At 60.5% G+C, this 22,567-nt stretch carries 22 protein-coding genes and 2 pseudogenes; 18 read left to right on the forward strand and 6 right to left on the reverse strand.

Features of this window, described 5'->3' with window-relative positions; translation table 11 throughout:
- Positions 1 to 157 precede the first annotated feature (157 nt).
- From N2599_RS04845 to N2599_RS04855, 3 genes are all read left to right on the forward strand, one after another.
- Positions 158 to 511, forward strand: coding sequence for a DUF1428 domain-containing protein (locus N2599_RS04845; RefSeq protein WP_027508646.1), 354 nt, complete (start codon positions 158 to 160; stop codon positions 509 to 511).
- A 12-nt stretch (positions 512 to 523) separates the two neighbouring features.
- Positions 524 to 946: a secondary thiamine-phosphate synthase enzyme YjbQ gene (locus N2599_RS04850; protein ID WP_027508647.1), complete on the forward strand. Its 423-nt coding sequence runs from the start codon at positions 524 to 526 to the stop codon at positions 944 to 946.
- 106 nt (positions 947 to 1,052) lie between these two features.
- A complete protein-coding gene (locus N2599_RS04855) occupies positions 1,053 to 1,367 on the forward strand; it encodes a hypothetical protein (protein ID WP_027508648.1) in 315 nt (104 codons plus the stop codon).
- 65 nt (positions 1,368 to 1,432) lie between these two features.
- On the opposite strand, the gene N2599_RS04860 is transcribed toward N2599_RS04855, so the two are convergent.
- On the reverse strand, positions 1,433 to 1,633 hold the full coding sequence (locus tag N2599_RS04860; protein WP_156915222.1) for a hypothetical protein: 201 nt from the start codon (positions 1,631 to 1,633) through the stop codon (positions 1,433 to 1,435).
- Positions 1,634 to 1,759: 126 nt separating this feature from the next.
- On the opposite strand from N2599_RS04860, the gene N2599_RS04865 reads away from it, so the two are divergent.
- From N2599_RS04865 to N2599_RS04900, 8 genes are read left to right on the forward strand one after another with little or no spacing between them, the layout of a single operon-like run.
- Positions 1,760 to 2,797, forward strand: coding sequence for a LacI family DNA-binding transcriptional regulator (locus tag N2599_RS04865; RefSeq protein ID WP_027508649.1), 1,038 nt, complete (start codon positions 1,760 to 1,762; stop codon positions 2,795 to 2,797).
- On the forward strand, positions 2,794 to 3,795 hold the full coding sequence (locus tag N2599_RS04870) for a Gfo/Idh/MocA family protein (protein WP_027508650.1): 1,002 nt from the start codon (positions 2,794 to 2,796) through the stop codon (positions 3,793 to 3,795). The genes N2599_RS04865 and N2599_RS04870 overlap by 4 nt, the downstream gene beginning before the upstream one ends.
- Before the next feature lies 1 nt (position 3,796).
- Positions 3,797 to 5,410, forward strand: a complete 1,614-nt coding sequence (locus tag N2599_RS04875) for an acyl CoA:acetate/3-ketoacid CoA transferase (RefSeq protein ID WP_027508651.1) — start codon at positions 3,797 to 3,799, stop codon at positions 5,408 to 5,410.
- Positions 5,403 to 6,176 carry an enoyl-CoA hydratase/isomerase family protein gene (locus N2599_RS04880; RefSeq protein WP_027508652.1) on the forward strand — a complete coding sequence of 258 codons (774 nt, stop codon included), beginning with the start codon at positions 5,403 to 5,405 and terminating at the stop codon, positions 6,174 to 6,176. The genes N2599_RS04875 and N2599_RS04880 overlap by 8 nt, the downstream gene beginning before the upstream one ends.
- Positions 6,176 to 7,684: an aldehyde dehydrogenase family protein gene (locus N2599_RS04885; RefSeq protein WP_027508653.1), complete on the forward strand. Its 1,509-nt coding sequence runs from the start codon at positions 6,176 to 6,178 to the stop codon at positions 7,682 to 7,684. The genes N2599_RS04880 and N2599_RS04885 overlap by 1 nt, the downstream gene beginning before the upstream one ends.
- Positions 7,685 to 7,714: 30 nt before the next feature.
- The gene (locus N2599_RS04890) at positions 7,715 to 9,220 is read left to right on the forward strand and encodes a GMC oxidoreductase (protein WP_027508654.1); all 1,506 of its coding nucleotides are present in this window, start codon (positions 7,715 to 7,717) and stop codon (positions 9,218 to 9,220) included.
- Positions 9,220 to 9,996 (forward strand): 3-ketoacyl-ACP reductase, encoded by a 777-nt coding sequence (locus N2599_RS04895; protein ID WP_027508655.1) that lies wholly within the window; start codon positions 9,220 to 9,222, stop codon positions 9,994 to 9,996. The genes N2599_RS04890 and N2599_RS04895 overlap by 1 nt, the downstream gene beginning before the upstream one ends.
- A gap of 14 nt (positions 9,997 to 10,010) precedes the next feature.
- Complete coding sequence (locus N2599_RS04900) at positions 10,011 to 11,666, forward strand: GMC family oxidoreductase (RefSeq protein ID WP_027508656.1); 1,656 nt, start codon at positions 10,011 to 10,013, stop codon at positions 11,664 to 11,666.
- A 538-nt stretch (positions 11,667 to 12,204) separates the two neighbouring features.
- Here the strand turns inward: N2599_RS04900 and N2599_RS04905 are convergent.
- A complete protein-coding gene (locus N2599_RS04905; protein WP_027508657.1) occupies positions 12,205 to 12,423 on the reverse strand; it encodes a hypothetical protein in 219 nt (72 codons plus the stop codon).
- 387 nt (positions 12,424 to 12,810) lie between these two features.
- On the opposite strand from N2599_RS04905, the gene N2599_RS04910 reads away from it, so the two are divergent.
- Genes N2599_RS04910 through N2599_RS04920 form a run of 3 tightly spaced genes read left to right on the forward strand, consistent with a single transcriptional unit; the run spans position 12,811 to position 17,686 of the window.
- The gene (locus tag N2599_RS04910) at positions 12,811 to 14,196 is read left to right on the forward strand and encodes an HlyD family secretion protein (protein ID WP_027508658.1); all 1,386 of its coding nucleotides are present in this window, start codon (positions 12,811 to 12,813) and stop codon (positions 14,194 to 14,196) included.
- A 35-nt stretch (positions 14,197 to 14,231) separates the two neighbouring features.
- Positions 14,232 to 15,536, forward strand: a complete 1,305-nt coding sequence (locus tag N2599_RS04915) for a hypothetical protein (protein WP_027508659.1) — start codon at positions 14,232 to 14,234, stop codon at positions 15,534 to 15,536.
- Positions 15,521 to 17,686, forward strand: coding sequence for a glycosyltransferase family 2 protein (locus N2599_RS04920; RefSeq protein ID WP_027508660.1), 2,166 nt, complete (start codon positions 15,521 to 15,523; stop codon positions 17,684 to 17,686). Before N2599_RS04915 ends, N2599_RS04920 begins: the two co-directional genes overlap by 16 nt.
- Before the next feature lie 46 nt (positions 17,687 to 17,732).
- Here the strand turns inward: N2599_RS04920 and N2599_RS04925 are convergent, their stop codons facing one another.
- Positions 17,733 to 18,668: a HEPN domain-containing protein gene (locus N2599_RS04925; RefSeq protein WP_260307902.1), complete on the reverse strand. Its 936-nt coding sequence runs from the start codon at positions 18,666 to 18,668 to the stop codon at positions 17,733 to 17,735.
- 220 nt (positions 18,669 to 18,888) lie between these two features.
- On the opposite strand from N2599_RS04925, the gene N2599_RS04930 reads away from it, so the two are divergent.
- From N2599_RS04930 to N2599_RS04940, 3 genes and pseudogenes are all read left to right on the forward strand, one after another.
- A complete protein-coding gene (locus N2599_RS04930) occupies positions 18,889 to 19,149 on the forward strand; it encodes a TFIIB-type zinc ribbon-containing protein (protein ID WP_027508662.1) in 261 nt (86 codons plus the stop codon).
- A 32-nt stretch (positions 19,150 to 19,181) separates the two neighbouring features.
- Positions 19,182 to 19,524, forward strand: a pseudogene (locus tag N2599_RS04935) (integrase core domain-containing protein); the annotation flags it as partial.
- A gap of 417 nt (positions 19,525 to 19,941) precedes the next feature.
- Positions 19,942 to 20,553: a hypothetical protein gene (locus N2599_RS04940; protein ID WP_027508663.1), complete on the forward strand. Its 612-nt coding sequence runs from the start codon at positions 19,942 to 19,944 to the stop codon at positions 20,551 to 20,553.
- 76 nt (positions 20,554 to 20,629) lie between these two features.
- Here the strand turns inward: N2599_RS04940 and N2599_RS04945 are convergent.
- A pseudogene (locus N2599_RS04945) lies at positions 20,630 to 20,821 on the reverse strand (transposase); the annotation flags it as partial.
- On the opposite strand from N2599_RS04945, the gene N2599_RS04950 reads away from it, so the two are divergent.
- Positions 20,806 to 21,033: a hypothetical protein gene (locus tag N2599_RS04950; RefSeq protein ID WP_375714116.1), complete on the forward strand. Its 228-nt coding sequence runs from the start codon at positions 20,806 to 20,808 to the stop codon at positions 21,031 to 21,033. The pseudogene N2599_RS04945 and the gene N2599_RS04950 overlap by 16 nt on opposite strands.
- Before the next feature lie 604 nt (positions 21,034 to 21,637).
- Here the strand turns inward: N2599_RS04950 and N2599_RS04955 are convergent.
- Together N2599_RS04955 and N2599_RS04960 are read right to left on the reverse strand one after the other, a co-directional pair.
- Positions 21,638 to 22,090, reverse strand: a complete 453-nt coding sequence (locus N2599_RS04955; RefSeq protein WP_027508665.1) for a type II toxin-antitoxin system VapC family toxin — start codon at positions 22,088 to 22,090, stop codon at positions 21,638 to 21,640.
- Complete coding sequence (locus N2599_RS04960; RefSeq protein WP_027508666.1) at positions 22,083 to 22,337, reverse strand: type II toxin-antitoxin system Phd/YefM family antitoxin; 255 nt, start codon at positions 22,335 to 22,337, stop codon at positions 22,083 to 22,085. Before N2599_RS04960 ends, N2599_RS04955 begins: the two co-directional genes overlap by 8 nt.
- Positions 22,338 to 22,567: the final 230 nt, after the last annotated feature.

Here is a 22,567-nt window from a genome sequence, read left to right on the forward strand (position 1 = left end):
CATTCAGACGGGGACGGGTCTTTTCCCTGATCTCGCCAAGGCCGGGACGCTGCAGGACTGGAACATAGTCGGATCACGCATATTTTCTCATCGAGACTGTCGGCCTTTGCGTCCGCTATTCGTCTTATGATCGTCAACAGAAGATAGGAGAACGACAATGCCTTACATCGACGGATTCCTGGTGGCTGTTCCGAAAGCCAATATCGAGGCTTACAAGAAATTGTCGAATTTAGCCGGCTCGATCTGGAAGGAGCATGGTGCACACAAATATGTCGAGTGCCTTGCCGACGACGTGCCCTATGGAGAACTCACCTCGTTTCCGCGTGCGGTGATGGCGAAGGAGGATGAAGTGGTCGTGTTTTCCTGGATCGCCTATGGATCGAGGAAGGAACGCGACGATATAGTCGCCAAGGTCATGTCCGATCCACGCCTGCAGGGCGATGAATGGAAAACGGTTTTTGATGGCAAGCGGTTGATCTACGGTGGTTTTGAAACCCTCATCGAACTTTGAAAGAGGAGTTTGGTGCCCCAGACGACGATCAGCATCCCGACCCGCGGCCAGGGTCTTTATGAGTTCACGGACCAGGCGGCAGCTTTCGTCGGCGCAGGCGGCGTGGATGAAGGCCTGCTCACGGTCTTCGTGCGCCACACCTCGTGTTCGCTGCTGATCCAGGAAAATGCGGACCCCGATGTGCAGACGGACCTGAGTGCCTTCTTCCGCCGGCTCGTGCCGGCTTCATCGGACCCGTCGATGCGCTGGATCGTCCATACGACTGAGGGCCCGGACGACATGCCCGCCCATATCAAGGCGGCGTTGACACAGGTTTCGTTCGGCATTCCCGTTACGAACGGCAGGATGGTGCTCGGCACCTGGCAGGGTCTCTTTCTCTTCGAGCATCGAGACCGTCCCCATCACCGCGAGATCGTGCTGCATCTCAGCGCGTGAACAGAGCCTGAATGCGCAATTCGAACATCGTTCAGCTTTGGCCCTCTATGGTCGAATCATCCCTGAAAGGGAGTTCGAGCGTCCATTGACACGAGGGAAGTCTCCAATGACCAATTTCATTGCCAAAGCGTCGTTTGCCGCATTGCTTGCCATTGCTTCGATCCCCGCCACCGTCTCCACCGCTGCTGCGGCAGGGGCTGAGCGCGGCTTTATCGTCGACGCCCAGTACCATCGTCCGCCGCCGGTCTACCGCGGCTGCTCGCCGGTCATCGCTGTCCGCGCGGCTCGCTGGTCCGGCCTGCGCGACGTGCGCGTCGTCAATGTCACGCCGCGCCGCGTCGTCGTTGCCGGCCGTGACCGCCGCGGTTGGGACCGCATGACCTTTGCGAATGTCCGCGGCTGCCCGCTGATCCGCCGCTAAGTAGCAGCCGCCGGTCCTTTCCTGACGCGGCGGCACAAGAACCGCCTTTGCCAATTCTCCTCGGATCATGGCAAGGGCGGTTTTTTGTTGCCGGGATTCTGGCTGCAAAAAATGAAAAAAGCCTCGCGACGGGCGAGGCTGAGTTCTAGGCCGCTTCGGGGAAAAGAAGAAGCGACGCTCATTTCACTAGTACCGTCGAGTACGGCTGCAAAGTGCACTTTTGTCAATTCCGGTACGCTTTTGTGTTCGAGGATATATTTTTTCACACGGACTTATCACCTCAGTTTAGAACGTTCCAAATCGTTATGAGAAACATATGACTGCAAAGTAATTCATTTCTTGACAAATTTGGAACGTTCCAATTAACTCTGCGTATTCTTGGAGGAGCAATCATGAGCAGGGAGCGGGCGACAGTCATCGACATTGCGAACGCCGCCGGCGTTTCGAAGTCGACCGTATCGCTCGTGCTGCAGGGAAGCTCGCTCGTCAACGAGACGACGCGGGCGAAAGTGAATGCCGCGATCCGCGAACTTGGTTATGTCTATAATCGCGGCGCTGCCAATCTAAGGCAGGCAAATGCCAAGTCGAAGATCGTCGGCATGGTCGTCAACGACCTGACGAACAGTTTCTTCGCCGAACTCGCCGTCGGCATCGACAGTGTCATGCAATCGGCAGGTTACGTGCAGTTTCTCGCCAATACCGGCGAGAATATCGACCGGCAGCGCGAGGTCATTGCATCGATGCGCGAACATGGGATTTCCGGGCTCATCATTTCGCCGGCGCGAGGCACTGAGGCTGCGGATTTCTGGCCGCTTTCCAATGCCGGGATTCCCGTTGTGATGGCTGTGCGCAATGTGCCCGGCGCGCGGGTTTCGTCGCTGACATCGGATAATCACGCGGGAGCGGCCGCCTCCGTCGCGCACCTTGCAAAGCTCGGCCATCGCAGCATCGCCTTTCTTGGCGGCTTTCCGGATACCGCTGTCTTCACCGAGCGCTTTACGGGGTATCGCGACGCGCTGATCGAGGCAGGACTGGATTTCGACGTGGATCTGCTCATCGGGGCGGCGCCCTCGCGGGCGGGCGGCGTCGAGGCGATCGAGCGGGCGATGCGGCTTGCCGACCCGCCGACGGCTGCGGTCTGTTTCAACGATGCGGTCGCCTTCGGCGTTTGCGACGGGCTTCGAAGCCGCAGGATGGAGCCGGGCGCCGATTTCGCGGTGATCGGTTTCGACGATGTTATCGAGGCAAAGACGGCGGTGCCAGCGCTGACGACCGTTTCCGTCGATCCGCAAGGCATGGGGCGCCGGGCGGCGCAGTTGCTGCTGAAGCAGATCAATTCGGCGGCGTCGGAGCCGGAAGCGCTGGTCAGCAGCGTGCGCCTCGTCGTCCGTCAAAGCTGCGGCACAGGCATTCAAGGAGGAGTGCGATGACGAAGTGGGGTTTGATCGGTGCCAGCACGATCGCCAGGGAATGGATGATCGATGCGATCCGCGCAGCCGGCGGTGAGGCCGTCTCCGTAATGAGCACGGATGCGGCGCGCGGCAAGACTTACGCGGCCGAGTACGGCATCGAGAAATCGGTGACCAGCGTCGCCGGCCTCGTCAATGACCCGGATGTCGAGGCGGTCTACATCTCGACCACCAACGAGCTGCATCGCGACCAGGCGCTGGCGGCGATCCGGGCGGGCAAGCATGTACTTTGCGAGAAGCCGCTGGCGATCAGCCTGGCGGATGCGAACGCCATGGTGAAGGCGGCAAGGGAGGCGGGCGTGGTGATGGCGACGAACCACCACCTGCGCAATGCTTCCACCCACCGCGCCATGCGCGATGCGATTGCAGCGGGCAGGATCGGCAAGCCGCTCGGCGCCCGCGTTTTTCATGCGGTCTATCTGCCGCCGCATCTGCAGGGCTGGCGGCTCGACCGGCCGGAGGCGGGTGGCGGCGTCATTCTAGATATCAGCGTGCACGATGCCGATACGCTGCGCTTCGTGCTCGGCGACGATCCGGTGGAGGCGATCGCCTTCGGCCAGAGCGGCGGCATGGGCAAGGTCGGGCTGGAGGATGCCGTCATGGGCGTGCTGCGCTTCAAGTCCGGCGTCATCGCGCAGTTCCATGACGGTTTCACCACGAAATACGCCGAGACCGGTTTCGAGGTGCATGGCAGCGAGGGATCGCTCGTCGCCCATAACGTGATGACCCAGCGTGCGGTCGGCCGCGTGACGTTACGGAATGCGGACGGCGAAACCGAACTCGAATGCGAAAACACCAATCTCTACGAGGTGGCTCTTAGGGCCTTCCACGATGCGGTTGCCGGGAAGGGCAAGCCGGCGGCGACGGGCGAAGACGGCGTCTGGTCGCTTGCGACGGGCCTTGCCATCGTCGAGTCCGCAAGAACCGGCAAGGCAGTCAAGATCGAGCCGGGGCTTTGACATGGACAAGCACGTAACACCCGCCGAAGCCGCAGCACTGATCCCCGACGGCGCAATCGTCTCGGTCTCGTCGTCCAGCGGCCTCGGCTGCCCGGACCTGATGCTGAAGGCGATCGGCGCGCGTTTCGAAGCGACCGGCCATCCGCGTGATCTGACGACGCTGCACCCGATTGCGGCGGGCGACATGAGCGGCATCAAGGGCGTGGATTACATCGCGAAGAAGGGCCTGCTGAAGAAGATCATCGGCGGCTCCTATCCCTCCGGCCCGTCCAGCGCGGAGCCGCCGCTGATTTGGCAGATGATCGGCAACGACGAGATCGCCGCCTATAACGTGCCTTCGGGCATCCTCTTCGACATGCACCGCGAGGCAGCCGCCAAGCGGCCGGGGGTGATGACCAAGGTGGGACTCGAAACCTTCGTCGATCCGGCGCGCGAAGGCTGCGCCATGAATCCGAAGGCCGCCGCTGAGCCAATCGTCAAGAAGATCAGCTTCGAGAGCGAGGATTGGCTGTTCTTCAAGGCGATCGCACCGCAGGTGGCGATCATCCGGGCGACGACGGCGGATGAGCGTGGTAATCTCACCTATGAACACGAAGGCGCCTATCTCGGCGGCCTCGACCAGGCGCTCGCCGCTCGCAACAACGGCGGCATCGTCATCGCGCAGGTGAAACGGATCACCAAGGAGGGCTCTCTGAAGCCGCACGACGTGCGTGTTCCCGGCGTGCTTGTCGATTACATCGTGGTCGATCCCGACCAGAAGCAGACGACGCAGACGCTCTACGATCCGGCGATCTCCGGCGAAATCTTCCGGCCGCTCGATACGTTCCGCCTGCCGGAATTCAATATCCAGAAGGCGATTGCACGCCGAGTGGCGCAAGATCTGCAGGGCGGCAGTGCCGTCAATCTCGGCTTTGGGATTTCGGCCAACGTGCCGCGCATTCTCTTGGAAGAAGGACTTCACGGGGCGGTGACATGGGTGATCGAGCAGGGTGCCGTCGGCGGCGTTCCGCTGCTCGACTTTGCCTTCGGCTGTGCCTCGAATGCCGATGCCTTCATGCCGTCGCCCTATCAGTTCACCTATTTCCAGGGCGGCGGCTTCGACGCCTCGCTGCTATCCTTCCTTGAGATCGGCCGCGACGGATCGGTCAACGTCTCCAAGCTCTCCTTCCGTCCGCATGTGACGGCGGGCGCCGGCGGCTTCGTCGATATTACAGCGCGGGCGAAGAAGATCGTCTTCTCGGGCATGTTCAATGCTGGTGCAAAGCTCGGCGTCGAGAACGGCAGGCTGGTGATCGAGAAGGAAGGCAAGTTGAAGAAGCTCGTCAAAACGGTGGAGCATGTGACCTTCTCCGGTCCGCGCGGCGTGACCCAGGGGCAGGATGTCACCTATGTCACCGAGCGGTGCGTGCTGAAGCTGAGGCCTGAGGGCGTTGTGCTGACGGAGATCGCGCCCGGCGTCGACCTGCAGGCGCACATTCTCGATCAGTCGGAGTTTCCGCTGATCGTTTCCGACAATCTGAAGGTGATGGATGCCGCTTTGTTCGGCGAGGCGCCGATCGGTCTCAAGCTCTCGCAGAAGCCGCAGCGGGTTCTGGAAGGGACGTCCCATGGGTGAGGTAAAGGTTTCAATCGAAGGTCAGATCGCGGTCATGACCGTCTCGCGGCCGGAAAAGCTCAATACCTTCGATATCGACATGCTGAAGGCGTTGGCCGCGGCCTGCGACGAGGTGGAGGCGAATGCCACCGTCCGCGTCGCTATCCTGACGGGCGAGGGCAAGGCCTTTTCTGCGGGCGGCGACATCAAGGCCTGGGGCGGCATGGAGGCCAATGAATTCGGTCATGCCTGGGTGCGCTTCGGGCACCGCGTTTTCGAGCGGCTAGCGACGCTGCGCATGCCGGTGATTGCGGCGCTGAACGGTCATGCGCTCGGCGGTGGTTTGGAATTGGCCGGCGCTGCCGATATCCGCATCGCCGAAACGCAGATCAGGATCGGCCTGCCGGAAACGGGTCTCGGCATGATACCCGGCTGGTCCGGCACGCAGCGGCTGGTCAAGCGCTTCGGCGCGCAGATCGTTCGCCGAATGGTGCTCGGCGGCGAGATGTTTTCGGCGGAGGAGGCGCGAGCGAACGGTATTGTCGATGCCGTCGTCGAGACCGGCACTTCGCTTGCCGCGGCGAAGGAGCATGCGGCGCGGATTGCTCAGCGTAGTCCGGCCGCACTTGAGATCTCGAAGCTTCTGATCGCATCGGCGAATGGTGAGGACAATGGCGTGGCGGTCGAGGCACTTGGGTCGATCCTGGCTGCCAAGACCGGCGATCTCAAAGAGGGCGTTGCGGCATTTGCCGAAAAGCGCCCAGCTCAATTCAAGGGAGAATGGTGATGACGGTGCTGGTGAAGCCGCAGAAGCTGGCGGACGCGAAGGTGCGCGAGTTCAGCATGCTGATCGACGGCAAGTGGGTGGAGGGCGTTGAGGCAGGCACGATCGAGCGCGTGGCGCCGAGCCATGGCGTCGCCGTCAGCCGCTACAAGGCGGCGACCAGGGATGATGCGGTGAAGGCGATCGCCGCCGCCCGAAAGGCCTTCGATCACGGTGCGTGGCCGCGCATGACGGCCTCCGAACGCTCCGGCATTCTGCTCAAGGCGGCGGATATGATCGCCGCGCGTGCCGGTGAGCTTGCCTATCTCGATGCGATCGAAGCCGGCAAGCCGATCACGCAGGTGAAAGGCGAGATCGCCGGTGCCGCTGACATCTGGCGCTATGCGGCAGCGCTTGCCCGCGATCTGCACGGCGAGAGCTACAATACGCTCGGCGACGGCACGCTCGGCGTCGTGTTGCGGGAGGCCGTCGGTGTCGTCTCGATCATCACGCCCTGGAACTTCCCGTTCCTCATTGTCAGCCAGAAACTGCCCTTTGCGCTTGCGGCGGGCTGCACAGCGGTCGTCAAGCCGTCTGAGCTCACCTCCGGCTCGACGCTCGTACTCGGCGAAATCCTGATGGAGGCTGGCGTTCCAGATGGTGTCGTCAACATCATCGTCGGCACGGGGGCAGCCGTCGGTGGAACGATGACCGGGCATGCGGATGTCGATATGGTCTCCTTTACCGGTTCCACCGGCGTCGGCCGGCTGACGATGGAAAATGCCGCAAAGACGCTGAAGAAGGTTTCGCTGGAGCTTGGCGGCAAGAATCCGCAGATCGTGTTCCCGGATGCCGATCTCGACGCCTTCATCGATGCCGCCGTGTTCGGCGCCTATTTCAATGCGGGCGAATGCTGCAATGCCGGTTCGCGCCTGATCCTGCATCGCGACATTGCGGAAGAAGTAACTTCGCGCGTGGCGGCTCTGTCGCAGAAGGTGAAGGTCGGTGATCCGCTGGACCCGTCGACGCAGGTTGGCGCGATCATCACGCCGCAGCACCTTGAAAAGGTGCAGGGTTATGTTTCTGCGGCGGCCGACAGCGGCGCAAATATTGCGCTTGGCGGCAGCCATATCGATTTCGGCTTCGGCCAGTACATGGCGCCGACGATCCTTGCCGGCGTCAAGCCGGATATGGCTGTTGCCCGCGAAGAGGTGTTCGGGCCAGTGCTTTCCATATTGACCTTCGAGACCGTGGAAGAGGCGATCCGCATCGCCAATGCCGTCGACTATGGCCTTTCGGCCGGCGTCTGGAGCCGCGACTTCGACACCTGCTTGACGATCGGCCGCAAGGTGAAGGCGGGCACGATCTGGATGAATACCTTCATGGATGGCGCGGCGGAACTGCCGTTTGGCGGCTATCGCCAATCCGGCCTTGGCCGCGAACTCGGGCGGCATGCGGTAGAGGACTATACGGAGACCAAGACGCTCAACATGCATATCGGCGCCCGGACGGGCTGGTGGATGCCGCGCTGAGCCGCAGGCATTGCGTTCTGGGAGGATCGCTTGGTGAAGCAGCCGGACATCGTCATTATCGGCTCGGGAATCGGCGGGGCGACCGTCGCCGCCGCGCTTGCGCCTTCGGGCGCTGACGTTCTTATCCTTGAGGCAGGCGGGCATATCGAGGACCGGCCGGAAAACCGCGACCAGCGCGCGATCTTCCAGCGCGGCCACTTCCGGCCGAAGGAATCCTGGTACGAGATGGACGGCAAGCCGTTCAATCCCGGCAACTACTATAATGTCGGAGGCAATTCGAAATTCTTCGGGGCGGTCATGGTGCGCTACCGGCGCGAGGACTTTTCCGAGATGCGGCATCTCGAGGGTATCTCGCCTGCATGGCCGTTTGCCTATGAAGAGCTGGAGCCTTGGTACAGTCGGGCGGAGCACCTCTACCAAGTGCGCGGGCAAGTCGGCGAGGATCCTACGGAACCGGTGCATTCGCAAAATTATGCCTTTCCGCCGGTGCCTGACGAGCCGCCGATCGCGCTTGTGCGCGAGCGGATGAAGCGGAACGGCTTGCATCCCTATTCGCTGCCGCTCGGCATCGATATCGAGCGCTGGCTTGCCAAGGCGAAGACGCCCTGGGACGCACATCCGAACAGTTTCGACGGAAAGATGGATGCCGAGACGATCGGCCTCGCGCTGGCGCTGCAGCATCCGAACGTTCGGCTGCAGACCGGATCGCAGGTGACGCGGCTTCAAACGGCGGCGGACGGCAAGCACATCGAGACGGTTCATTACCGGAAGGATGGTGCCGAGGAGACGGTCTCTCCGAAGCTCGTGATCCTTTCGGCAGGCGCGGTGCAATCTGCCGTCCTGCTGTTGCGCTCGGCAGATGACAGGCATCCGAAAGGGCTCGCCAACAGCTCGGATCAGGTCGGCCGCAATTTCATGAACCACAATTCGAGCGCGGTTATCGCCGTCTCGCCAGGCTTTCGAAATACGTCCATCTATCAGAAGACCTTCGGCTTCAACGACTACTACCTCTCGGACGGCGAGGGCGGGCCGCCGCTCGGCAACGTACAACTACTCGGCCGCGTGTCTGGCACCATCCTGAAGGCCAATATGCCGTCGGTGCCGGAATGGATGCTGAACCAACTGTCGGCGCACGCGATCGATTTCTACGCGATGAGCGAGGACATTCCGCATCCCGAAAGCCGCATTATGGTCGACGGCGACCGTATCCTCCTGCAGTGGGTGCGGACGAACTGGCCGGTGCATCTGATGCTGGTGAAGAAGCTGAAGCAGGCGCTTCGGGCGGCAGGCTTTCCGCTGGTTCTCTCCCGGCCTTTCGACAAGCGGACGCCGTCGCATCAATGCGGCACGATCAAGATCGGCAACGATCCGGCGGCAGCGCCGCTCGACATCTGGTGCCGTGCCTACGACCATCCGAACCTCTTCGTCGTCGATGCGAGCTACCTGCCGACGTCCGCCGCCGTCAATCCGGCACTGACGGTGGCAGCACAGGCGCTGCGTGTCGGAGAACATATCATGCAAAAGGATCTAGCGTGATGGCGCAGAGAAGGCGGCCGGTTGCGCTTGTCACCGGCGGGAGATGTGGCATCGGATTGGCGATCGCCGAGGCACTGGCGAAGACGGGGCATGACGTCGCGATCACCGGAATAGAAGATGACCAGCCGAACGATCCGGTGGTCGGGGCATTGCGCTCGCTCGGCGCCAAGGCCGTCTATCTGCAGGCCGATCTGGCGGATGTTGTCGGGCATGCTGCAACGGTTGATGAAGTCCTGCAGACATTCGGGGCGATCGACTGCCTGGTGAACAATGCCGGCATCGGCTCAGTGGTGCGCGGCGACTTCCTCGAGCTGAAGCCGGAGAATTTTGACACCGTGCTCGACGTCAATCTACGGGGAACGGTGTTCTTCACGCAGGCGGTCGTCAAGGTGATGCTCACGAGCGGCGCCAGGCAGGCGACCCGTTCGATCATCAACATCACCTCGGCATCCTCGGAGCTGACATCGCCGGAGCGTCTTGATTACTGCATCAGCAAGGCCGGACTTTCAGCCTTCACCAAGGGGCTGGCGGTGCGGCTTGCCGAGAGCGGTATCGGCGTCTTCGAGGTGCGGCCTGGCATCATCCGCACGGCGATGACCGAGAAGGTTTCTGAAAAATATGATGCGTTGATTGCGGGCGGGCTCGTTCCAATGAAGCGTTGGGGAGAGACTGAGGACATCGGCGCGATCGTCGCAGCGCTGGCTTCGGGAAGTTTCGGCTTTGCCACGGGCTCGGTGATCGATGCCGGCGGCGGGCTTTCGATCGGCCGCCTTTGAGCGGGGGAGTTGCGATGGCATACGACTACATCATCACCGGCGGAGGCCCGGCGGGCTGCGTGCTCGCCAACCGGCTGACGGAGGATCCCGATGTCAAAGTGCTGCTGCTCGAAGCAGGCGGCAGTGACTGGAGCCCCCTGTTCCATATGCCGGCCGGCTTTGCCAAGATGACGAAGGGCGTCGCCAGCTGGGGCTGGGAGACGGTGCCGCAAAAACACATGAAGGGCAGGGTGCTGCGCTATACCCAGGCTAAAGTCATCGGTGGCGGCTCCTCGATCAACGCGCAGCTCTATACCCGTGGCAATGCCGCAGACTACGATCTCTGGGCGAGCGAGGACGGTTGCGAGGGCTGGGACTACCGCTCAGTTCTGCCCTATTTCAAACGCTGCGAGGACAATGAGCGTTTTGCCGACGACTACCATTCCTATGGCGGGCCGCTCGGGGTGTCGATGCCGGTTTCAACGCTACCGATCTGCGATGCCTATATCCGTGCGGGGCAGGAACTTGGCATTCCCTACAACCAGGATTTCAACGGCCGGCAGCAGGCGGGCGTCGGCTTTTATCAGCTGACGCAGCGAAACCGCCGCCGTTCTTCGGCCTCGCTCGGCTATTTGTCCCCGATCAGGGACCGAACGAACCTCACCATCCGGATGAATGCCCGCGTTGCCAGGATCGTGATCGAAGGAACGAGAGCGGTCGGCGTCGAAGTTGTCGGGCGGAACGGCATCGAGATCATCCGTGCCGAGCGTGAAGTCCTTGTTTCGTCTGGTGCGATCGGCTCGCCGAAGCTGCTGCTGCAATCGGGCATCGGGCCTGCGGATCATCTGAAAGCTGTTGGCGTCGATGTGAAGCATGACCTGCCCGGGGTCGGCGGCAATTTGCAGGATCATCTCGATCTCTTCGTCATTGCCGAATGCACCGGCGACCACACCTACGACGGCGTCGCCAAGCTGCACCGCACGCTTTGGGCGGGGCTGCAGTATCTGCTCTTCCGTTCGGGTCCGGTGGCCTCGTCGCTCTTCGAGACCGGTGGTTTCTGGTATGCGGATCCGAACGCGCGCTCGCCGGATGTCCAGTTCCATCTCGGCCTCGGCTCCGGCATCGAGGCGGGCGTTGCCCGGCTGAAGAATGCAGGGGTGACTCTGAATTCCGCTTATCTGCATCCCCGCTCGCGCGGTACAGTGCGCCTCTCATCCGCCGACCCGGCGGCTGCGCCGTTGATCGACCCGAATTACTGGAGTGATCCGCATGACCGGAAGATGTCGATCGAGGGGTTGAAGATCGCCCGGGAGATCATGCAGCAGGCGGCGTTGAAGCCCTATGTGCTGGAGGAGAAGCTCCCCGGAGCCGGCGCAGTCACCGACGAGCAGCTTTTCGACTATGGCTGCGCCAATGCCAAGACGGACCACCATCCGGTCGGCACCTGCAAGATGGGCACGGATGGGATGGCCGTGGTGGGGCTCGATCTGAAGGTGAGGGGTTTGGAGGGACTGCGGGTGTGCGACAGCTCCGTCATGCCGCGTGTTCCCTCGTGCAACACCAATGGTCCGACGATCATGGTCGGCGAGAAGGGAGCCGACATCATACGCGGGCGGGCGCCTTTGCCACGCGCCATCTTCTCCTGGGAACGCAACGATACGCGGCCGAGAGCAAGGGCGGAGGTCCGGTAGACGGGATCAGGCGCGAATGAAGAGCGCGCCGACGAGACCGAAGATGACGATCGATTGCAGGATGAACATCGGCAGTTGATCGGACATGGTTCCCTCCCACGGGCGCGGTTTCATGCTTGTTCGGTGACAGTCGCGCTATCGGCCAGGCCGCAACGCTGGAGGTGAATGCTGCCACGGCATCGGTACCGGTGCAAATCACCTTTCGAATATAGAGTTCCTCCTTTTTGCGATGGGAAGGGCGAAAAGATGGTATAATCGCTTCTGATGCGATGCGCAGCAGGCGCTACTGTCCGGAAGCCTGAAGAAGTATAGCGTCCGAACTGTGGTGGCTTGCACTAGTCGAGCATCGCATCATAACGCCGCATGGAACCTTTTATGCACTTGGTAGTTTTAGAGTGTACAGGAGGACTACTATGACCAATGATTTTAATAGGCCTGGCCAAGATGCCCGCGGCACTCCGGGCAGCGACCGCCGCTCACCATGGGCGATGTGGATAGGCATCGCGGCTGTTGTTGTAATCATAGCCTTGGCCGCAATTTACTGGCCGCGCGCGGGCGCACCCCCAGCCGGCGAAACGACAACGCCGCCGCCGGCAACGTCCACTGCGCCGGCAACGCCGCCAGCCACAGAGCCGGCCCCGGCAACCCCGGCCCCGGCAACTCCGGCACCGGCAACACCGCCGGCTACGGAACCGGCACCTGCAACCCCGCCGGCAACGCCTCCGGCGCAGCAGTAAAGTAATAAAAAGCCCGCCAATTTTCTTCGATGGCGGGCTTCTCTTTTTCTGATTGTGTACGGCCCGCTTCGACAGATGAGGGATGAGGCGCCGTGTCGGCTGTCTCTTCAGGTGCGTCACAAAAATCACCGCAAAATCAAAGACAAATTAAAACAATGGTTGGATGGATGAAATTCGATTCCATCCAAAATTGCGCGCAATAATTGTGTGAATTACTTAAGACAATATATGTCCATAGTAGTCTCACCGATGTTGATCGTACTGATACTGAAACTAAGCAACGGCATTGCAGAAAAAAATTCATTTGCATACTAGGATTTCATGGATATAAAACATAATAAATAAAAAATATACATGGAAACGCCCTTCACTTCGACCTGCAGTGTAAAAAGTCAGGAATGACGAAAATGAAGGACGAAACTATAGTGCTTGATCCGCGTGATCATAAGATACTTTCAGTATCAAGGGCGCTTGGTTATGTGTTTGCCTTTATGCTGATTTTCGTTATCGCCATGGCGATGATCCCCAATCAGTTTTTCATTGTCTCCACGCGCGCCGTCATCAATGCGCCGGTGCAAATGATCGCCTCGCCGATCTACGGCAGGGTGGACAGGATTTCGCTGCAGGTCGGCCAGGTCGTCAAGCTCGGCGACGTGATGGCGACCGTGTCCAATCCCAACCAGGACCAGACGTCGCTGACGGGCTTGCGGCTCGAGAAGCTCGATCTCACCGAAAAGCTGAACAATACGAGAAGCGTCGTTCAGGAACGCACCGGGCAGCTCCAGAAGGTCAAGAGCCAGATCGCGGATGTCAAGAACGGCGTGATCAGCGAGCTTTCGGCGGTCATCGAAAATGCCCGTTACAACGTGCAGACCTACGAGGCGCGGCTCAATGAACAGAACGCTCTGCTGCAGAGGCAGCTGGTGCTTCTCAAGAAGAAACTGATCTCCGAGGCGAGCATCGAACCACAACGCCAGAAGCGCAACGCTGCGCAGTACGAACTCGACTCCGCACGCGGCGAACTGCGCCGCGACGAGATTGTCCTGTCGCTCGTCGAACGCGACATCTACACGGGCGGTACCGTTGCCGCCAATCTGCTGACGCTTGAAATGCAGCGCACGAAGCTTGCCGGCGAGATCGCCGAAGACAATATCGAGATCAACCAGATGACGGAACGCAAGCAGCAGGTCGAAAACCTGATTGCGCGGGAGGAGGGGCGGCTCGGCAAGACTGGTGCGGCCGAGGTCGTCGCCGAACGCCATGGCCAGATCGTCAGCGTCGACGCATCCTTCGGCGATTTCGTGATGCAGGGTCAGCCGGTGGCAAAATCGCTGGATTGCAACGAGGCCTTTGCCGCCGCCGTCTATCGCAGCCGCGACGTGACATCGCTGGAAATCGGCATGCCGGCGATGGTCAATTTCCGCAGCCTCGGCGTCAAGCGCGACGCCCATATCTACAAGATCGTGCGGTACTTCAATTCAGGCCCCGAAAATCGCTACTATGCGAAATTTCCGGAAGCCGAAGGCCACGAGGTCTACGTGCTCGTCAAAATCGACGAGCCTGCCGGCGTGGGCGGCGGTCCGGCGCAGCAGAACAACGACAAATTCTTCGGGTGCCACGTCGGCGAGGATGTGATCGTCTCATTGGGCGAGACGATCGTCTCACGGATCACCCGCTATTCGACGCTGGCGATGAACAGGCTGGCGTCGCAGAGCGCCATGCTTTCCGCGTCCACGCTTTTCGACAAGGCTACGGCGCCGCGCTCCGCCGCCGCCGAACCCGCCAATCCGTAACGCCGGTTTCGCCGCTGCATTGACGAGGGTCAACAATGAAGCATCTGAGATCGACCATGAACAAGGGACGCTTGCTGCTGCTCGCAGCGACGGTGATCGTCCTGCCGGCATTCCCTGTGCTCGCCGATAGCGAACATCAGGAGCTTGCCTGCACGCTTTGCGACGGTCTGGCTGCCCAGATGGGCGGCGATCCGGGACAGCCCTTCGTCCTGCGCAGTTTCGAACCGGCAAACGGTGGTTCGGCGCTGCATCCAGCTCTGGAAAACACCGGCTTCACCTATGACAACGCGCTCGCACTGATGGCGCTTTACGGCTGCAAGCGGAAAGCCGAAGCCCGCCGCATCGCCGATGCTCTGGTGCTCGCTGTGGAGACGGACCGCCACTATCATGACGGGCGGCTGAGGAATGCCTACCGGTCCGGCCCGGTCATGCCGGGCAAGGAGGGAATGCTGCTGCCCGGCTATTGGAGCGCTGCCAGCAATTCCTGGATCGAGGACGGCTACCAGGTCGGCAGTGCGACGGGCAGCACGGCATGGGGCGCGCTGGCGCTGCTGATGGCCTACGAGGAGACGGAGCAGCCTGCCTATCTCGATACCGCGCGCAAGATCATGGACTGGATCCACCGCAGCACGGTAGATCCGCAAAACCCGGGCTATTTCGGCGGCTTCTTCGGCCACGAGCCGGCGCCTGAGCGCCTGACCTGGAAATCGACGGAACATAATCTGGACGTCTACGCCGCGGATAGCTGGCTTGCGCGCCTGGACGCCGGTGGCGACTGGACCCATCGCGGCGACACTGCGCTCAAGTTCCTTCATGCCATGTGGAACGACGACGAGGGGCGCTTCTACATCGGCAGCGTGCCCGGCAGCAACGCGCCGAACGTCGAAATGGCGGGGCTCGATGCCGAACTGTGGCCGCTGATTGCCGTGCCGGATTTCAAGACAAAGGCCGGGCAAGTCATGGAATGGACTGAGTTGAACCATGGCGTCGACGGCGGCTTCGACTTCAACAGCGACCGGGACGGGATCTGGCTCGAAGGTACCGCGCAGGCGGCACTCGTCCTGCGTCTTGCTGGACATCCGGAAAAAGCCGAGCCTTTGTTCAAGACCATCGCCGCTCAGGTCACGCCCGGCAGCCTTATCTATGCAACGGTCAACGAGCAGCTTTCCACCGGCCTTCAGGTTGGCCCCAACTCCTCGCCCGGCGATTTCAAATATTACCGTCTTCCGCATGTCGGGGCGACCGCCTGGGCCGTGCTTGCCGCGCTCGATCTCAACCCTTTCTTCGGCCGCGCGGGCCAGGCGTTGATCAGCAAGGATAGCCCATGTCCCCCGAAGTAGTGACTCTATCGGACGCCATTCTCTTCTCGCTTCTGGCGCTTGCGCTCATCATGGGCTGCGCCTGGCTGCTCGATAGCCGCCGGGGTAAAGACCGCGTCATATTCGGCGCGATCCTCATCGTCATGTTGTTGAATTATCTCTATTTCCGCGTCACCAAAACGCTGCCGGACTTCGAATGGAGCGCCTATGCGCTGTGGCCGCGGGCCTATCTCTGCTTCGAGATCGTCGTCATCTTCTATACGGTGCTTTCGATCGTCTTCTTCTTCCGGCGGACCGACCACAGTGCAGCTGCGGATGCGAGCGAGCTCTTCATCGCCGGCTCCCCATCGCCGCCAGCCGTCGATGTCTTCATCTGTACCTATAACGAAGAGCTCTCCATTCTGGAGCGCACGATCCTTGCCGCGAAGGCGATCGATTACCAGAATTTCACCGTGTGGGTGCTGGACGACGGACGCCGCGACTGGCTGGAGGATTATTGCGCCGAGGTCGGCGTGCGATATCTGCGGCGTAGCGACAATGTCGGCGCCAAGGGCGGCAATCTCAACAATGCCATCCGGCAATCGGCCAAGGAGACGAACGCGCCCTATATCCTCATTCTCGACGCCGATTTCGCGCCGCAGCGCGCCATCCTGAAGCGCACCGTCGGTCAGTTCGCCGATCCGGAAATCGGGCTCATCCAGACGCCGCAGTTCTACTACAATGCCGACCCCGTCCAACATAACCTCCTGGCATCGAAGGCATGGGTCGATGATCAGCGCATTTTCTTCGATGTCATGCAGCCCTCGAAGGACGGATGGGGAGCTGCCTTTTGCGTCGGCACCTCCTGCATCGTGCGCCGCGATGCGCTCGGCATGATCGGCGGCATGCCGCAGGAAACGGTGACGGAAGATATCCATCTCACCTATCGGCTGCTGCAGAAAGGCTTGAAGACTCGCTGGCTGAACGAACGCCTCAGCGTCGGCCTCTCGGCCGAAAGCCTTTCCGGCTATATTACCCAGCGCTGCCGCTGGTGCCTCGGGACCATTCAGGTCGCGCTGCTCCGGGACGGCCCGTTCTTCGGCCGTGGCTATACCTTCTTGCAGCGGCTGCATTATTTCCACGGACTACTGTTCTGGTTCTGCCGCCCGTTCATCCTGCTTTTGATGGCGGCGCCGATCCTCTATTATTTCCTTGGCCTGCCGGCGATCCAGATGGAGCCGGAAGCCTTCTTTCTCTATGCGCTGCCGATGGTCGGCGGCATGTGGGCCTTTCATGCCTGGGTTTCCGGTCGGCGCAGCATGCCGCTCTTTACCGAAGTGTCGCAGATGGTGTCGGCGATCCCCATCACCATCGCCCTGCTTCACGCCCTCATCCATCCGTTCGGGCGGCCGTTCAAGGTTACGGCTAAAGGGGAGGACCGGGCGCGCGTCGATATCCTCTACCCGATCGCCGGCACGTTCCTCCTGGTCATCATCCTGACCTTCGTGGGCATGCTGAATGGCCCCCTGATGGGCACCTACAACGACCTCGACGGCTTCAGCGTCGCCTGGGGCATGGTCGTCATGGTCTATGCCTTCGTTTCCCTGCTCGTCTGCATCGAACTTCCGCGCGAACCGCTGGACAGCATCCAGTTTCCGCTTGCCCGGCAGGCAAATCTTGCACGCGACGGCAATTCCACCCCTTGCACTGTCGACACGATTTCAATCAGCAAGGCAGAGATCACGTTGCATGACGGGCGGGCGGCAGGGCAGGTTCGCCCGGGCGACATCCTGATCTTTTCTCCTTTTGCTGACTTCGACGTTGCAGGCAGGGTGACGGGCGCGGACAGGGTGCGCCTCGGCCTATCCATCTCAATCGTCGCCGTCCGCGACCGCCGATATGACTGGGAGATCCGGCAGACCGCCGAAGAGATCCGCCGCAAGATGATCCAGCGCCTGTTCAGCGAGATGCCGCTGGCGATGCCCGCCCGCGCCTATCCGATCGCCGCCATCCGTGGCCTCTGGCGCCGTATGTTCGACCGCCCGTCGAAACTCGCCAGGGGCATCGAGAAGCACGCCGTCAGCGTTAGATCGCAGCAGGCGCCGCGACGGTGGCAGAGGCCGCGTGACGTTGCACCAAGGGTGCCGCTTTTGCAGATCGGAGCGGCGAGTGCTGCGCAGCTAGCGGAGTGAGTATGATTGCGCGCGGGAGTCGGTTGTATCGAACTATACGGCAGTTTCACCCGTTCAGGCGCTCCTTGCAGATCTCCTCAACGAGCGCCTGCAAGTCCTTCACGTGCGTGACAAGCCATTGCAGCTCTTCACTGCTGATCGTGTATTTCGACGAGTACCTCGCCTCGACGTACGCGCGAGACAAAAGCTCAAAGCAACGGCGGGCAAAACGCGTGTCGCGCGGCCAGGCGGAAACCAGTCGGGCATCGGCGCTTTCGGCTTGCGAGCGCAGCACCTTGATGCGGTGAGACTTCGGGCTGTAGAGCGTCAAGGTCAGCAAGACGCAGTGGTAAAAGCGCTCTGTGGCCTGATGCAGATCGAAGGCGCCGTGGTTTGACATCTGATCGGCAACAGCATTTTCAGCCTGCCTGACACAGTAAGACGCATCGAGAAACCATTTATCGAAATACCGCTGTGCCTCGGCCTTTGCCTCCTCCGCTGTCAGCGCCTTCGGCTGGGCGAGGGGATGGCCGGGCTCCTCGTAGAGCACGATGCCATCCTTGGCGATGTCGGTGAAGAAGGGCCGACCGCGCGAAAGCTGGTCGTTGACGTCCGAGAGGCAGTGCACGATCGGGATCACCGGTGTTTCGATCCGGTGGCTGATCTGCTCCTGCAACAGCCGCTCTTCCAGCGCCTCCCACAGCTCATGCTCTTCGGCAAAGCTCTTGGTGTTGACGACGATGAGAAGATCATAGTCGGAGCGGTAGCCGCTCGCACGATCTTCGACCCAGTCGCCGCGGGCATGCGAGCCGTAGAGCACCACCTTGAGTACCTTACCGGCTGCCTTCCTGCCGGACAGCTTGGTGGCGCGGAACTGCTCGACCTCGAAAAACACGATCTGCAGAACCCGGGCAAGCTCGCGGCGCTTCTTGTCGGGCAGGTGGTCGAGATGGTCTGTCAGGGTCACTGCCGCATCAAAGCCTTCGGTGGGAATCTCATCCATCGTAGCGGCTCATCGGTTGTTGCGCATCTAAACTCTTTACGAGAATGTATTGATAAATGCAACCAAGTGCTATTCTTGGCTAGGGAGTCGCAAGACAAAACGCGCGCCTCTCAAGAAAAAATGCTCATCCACAAACTTGAGATCGCCAAGCTTAGGTAGTGCTCTTGTGTGTGGCGGTTGGAGCCCCATATTCAACCCCTGACATCTAAAGGAATTAGCGATGAAATGTCCGATTGATCAGTCCGACTTGGTGATGAGTGATCGCCAGGGAATCGAGATCGACTACTGCCCGAAGTGCCGAGGCGTTTGGTTGGACCGCGGCGAGCTAGACAAAATCATCGAACGCTCTAGTGGTGAGCCCGCGCTGTACCGCGAGCCGCAGAGGGAACAGGAGCGATACGGGACGCACGGGAGCACGCACGCGTCGCAGCCCTATAAGAAGAAAAAAGGCGGCTTTCTCGGAGAGATTTTCGACTTTTAAGGCTCCGGCTCCGGCGATCCGTGACACGCGCGTACCCGCTGGCGGTCACCGACCAGGCGTCGCGTTGTCTTCTCGCCTGCGAAGCCTTTGAGTCGACGCGAGAACGGGCTGTCTTCGACGCGTTCCGGCGGCTGTTTACCGAATGCGGCCTGCCGACGGCGATCCGCAGCGACAACAGCTTGCCGTTCGCCAGCCCAAACGGGCTCTACAGTCTGTCGAAGCTGTCGGTGTGGTGGCTGAGGCTCGGGATCACGCTGGAGCGCATCAGGCCGGGCCGTCCCCAAGAAAACGGCCGGCATGAGCGCATGCACCTGACGCTGAAGAACGAGGCGACCAGACACCGGGCAAAACATCCTCCAGCAGCAGGCCCGCTTCAAGGGCGGCAAAAGCGACCGGGTCCTCTCCGCCGACGGTCGCCGGCATGTCTGTTGAAGCCAGGCGGCAGAGCATGCCGCACCGGCAGTCAATCGACTTCGTGGCCGGGCTTTCATCGTCGGTTGCCTGGCCAACAGACCCCGATGAGAAGCAGTTCTGAAACGTCGTTCTTCCAGCCATTCAAACGGGATTTGCAACGCGTTGCAAAATGGAACATTTTCTAGATTGGGAATGGCAAAATGCCGTGAGCACGTCGATGGTAAAATTCCGCGATCCCCGAAGGACTCTGTTGACGATACTGCGGGGCCGCATGCAGGGCTAGCGGAAGGTGTCTTCCGCCCAGTCAGGCGCCGTTCCAGAGCTCTCGGTGAATGCGCGCCCTAGAGAGAAAAAATGAAGTCCAGGAAACGATCCGATATGAAGCCTTCGAACGCCATCCCGCTTGCTCTGCTGCTCGGCGCTGCCACGATGCCGTTCTTGGGAACAACCGACGCGCAGGCGCAGAGCCGCGACGTCAATCAGTCGGTATTCGCCTTCGGCGGCACGATGGTCGACGCCGACATCCTCCAGGCATCCAATCCTTTCGGCGTCACATACGAAGACCTCCCGATCTTCGGCCTCGGCTACCAGTACTTCCCGGCTAGGATGGGCTCCTTCAGGTTCGGACTGGAAGCGGGGCTCGCCGGGAGATACGGCGGGCATCCGAATGCGGAATTCTGGGGCGGCGTCGTCGGTCGCTACGACGGTTTCGAGATTGGTGATACCGTCCGTATTTCACCAGCCTTTACGTTTGGCATCAGCCATGTCACGCATACCCAGGAGGGACGGGAGCGCAAGAACGAACTGGAGGGTAACGGGGACGCCAGAACGCTGTTCTATCTCGGCCCCGAGTTGAACCTTTCCTTCAACGCCATGCCCGACGTCGATTTCTTCTGGCGGATACACCACCGGTCCGGAGCCTGGGGGACGCTCGGCGACATGCACGGCGGCTCCAGTGCAAATGTCGTCGGCGTGCGGTTCAATTTCTGAAGGACCTTCTTCATCTCCAATCCGACGACGTTCACGGCGGTCCGTGTCCCACAGGTGCGGGACCCCTCGCCGGATGGGCAGCAGCGCTGTGGTTGATGACGGCATCGTAGGTTGGCTTTCCGCCATAGGCGTCGTCGGCAGTGATCTGTCCGGTCGGGACCCCGATCTGGCCGAGCAGTGGTCCGCCTGAAAAGCATCGCCTGTGTCTTGGTCGGTCAGAGTATGGGCAATGATCTCGCCGCTATGCATCCAGTGCCAGATGCAATCTGCATCAAGCACGGCGACAAGCCCTTTGAGCATCTTGAGCGCAAGCATGTGGCTGCGATCTGCGTCACCCGCATAGATGCCCCCGGCGCGGCCAACAAAATAGTGAAGGCAATCAGCGCTCTTTTCGATGGGGCAATTGAGGTTGGCGAGGCAAAGGCGCATCCCTGTAACGGCACCAAGCGGCTTAAGTCCGGCGACGGGTTTCACACATAGACGCTTGAGGAGACAGAGCAATACGAGGCTTGTCACCAGCCGGGGACTACTGCGCGCCTGGCGCTGGCAATTTTCATGTTTACCGGGCTGCGGCTATTTGATGCTGCCATGTTAGGGCGGCAACACCTGAGCGACGGCTGGATTGGGATTCGGCCCGGCAAGCCGCGTGGGTGTCACATCGCCTAACCGGCTCGTTCAAAAAATCCACTCACCGGACGCTCACGCAAAAGCGGCACCAATATTCGAATGCCAATCGACGTAATGGAGTACCTGCGGAAGCGTTGACATCACTCGCGAGATTCCGAGATGCCTTTGAGATACGGATCGGGAGCGCTTACCGACTCCAGTACGTCGAGAAGCTTTTTAGCCTTACTGTCCGTAGCACTGTCAAAAAACCGTTCTAAAGCTTGACGAATGGACGTGGAGTCTTGCAAAGAACAGCAAACGTTTGCCTTCGTCACGGGCAAACCAAAGCATTCGGGACCTTTCCTCCGGGGACTTGGCTAGCCGATTGCCGCCTGGGTCCCTTTTCGGCCGATTTCGAGACCTTGGCATTGTGAGCGCCATTTACAAACTTGTCGGCAGCGCTCGTCCATTATCGTTTTCAGGGTTTGAAGACTGCCGGGAGATCGACCGCCACACCGAGTGGCACGAAGTGTTTTAGGTTCTCCGCTATTACGGTTAGGCCGTAAGCTTTAGCCGTTGCGGCTATGATGACATCACCGAGGCCGGGATGACGGCCTTTAGCTGTCGCCATATCCTCCATCGCTCCGGCTATCCGGGCAACGATGGGGTCCACGTTCAAGATACGATCTCCGAACGATTCCAAGATGAAATCCAGCCATGCATTCAGACGCTTGGCCCTTTCGATCACTCCCCGCCTGTGAAGGCTGCGCATGCCTTTCTCGACTTCGGCAATGGTTATTGCCGACAGATAAAGCGCGTCCGCTTCGCCTTGCTCATGGAACCACGCTTTCACCGCGTCGGATGGCTTTTCTTTTTTATCAGGCGAGAATTTGCTGATGATGTTAGTGTCCAACAGCAGGCCATTATTCAAAGTCGATTTCCCTCATTTTCGAGGGGTTTCGTTCCAGATCGGCGGGGCCGGGATACGACATCAGGAAATCCCCGAAATTCGGCCGTGGCTTCTTCAAAGCCTTTTTGGCAGCTTCCGCCGCCTCGACGCTGACAAGCACCGCAGCGGGCTTGCCGTGCCGTGTAATGGTGACGAAATCGCCGTTCGCTGCTTCATCCACCAGAGCGGCGAAACCGGCCTTTGCCTCTGCTACGCTGATTGTTGACATTGCGGCTTCCTGAATGTGACCATATATAGTCAAATTAGACATTGACACCGACGGAATCAAGAGCGGTGGCAGAATTGGAACCCAAAATAAAGTAAGGGGATCGTCAGGCCAAAATCGTTCGTGGCTGCGCCAAAAGCGACACCGTAAGCGGCTTTCGGCCTTTCCAGTAGGAACCCCAGCGCCGTTTACGTTTGACCGATGATTGCTTTCCGCTCTTTGTAAGCTTCTGC

Origin of the sequence: Rhizobium sullae (genome assembly GCF_025200715.1) — a bacterium.
GTDB classification, from domain to species: domain Bacteria; phylum Pseudomonadota; class Alphaproteobacteria; order Rhizobiales; family Rhizobiaceae; genus Rhizobium; species Rhizobium sullae.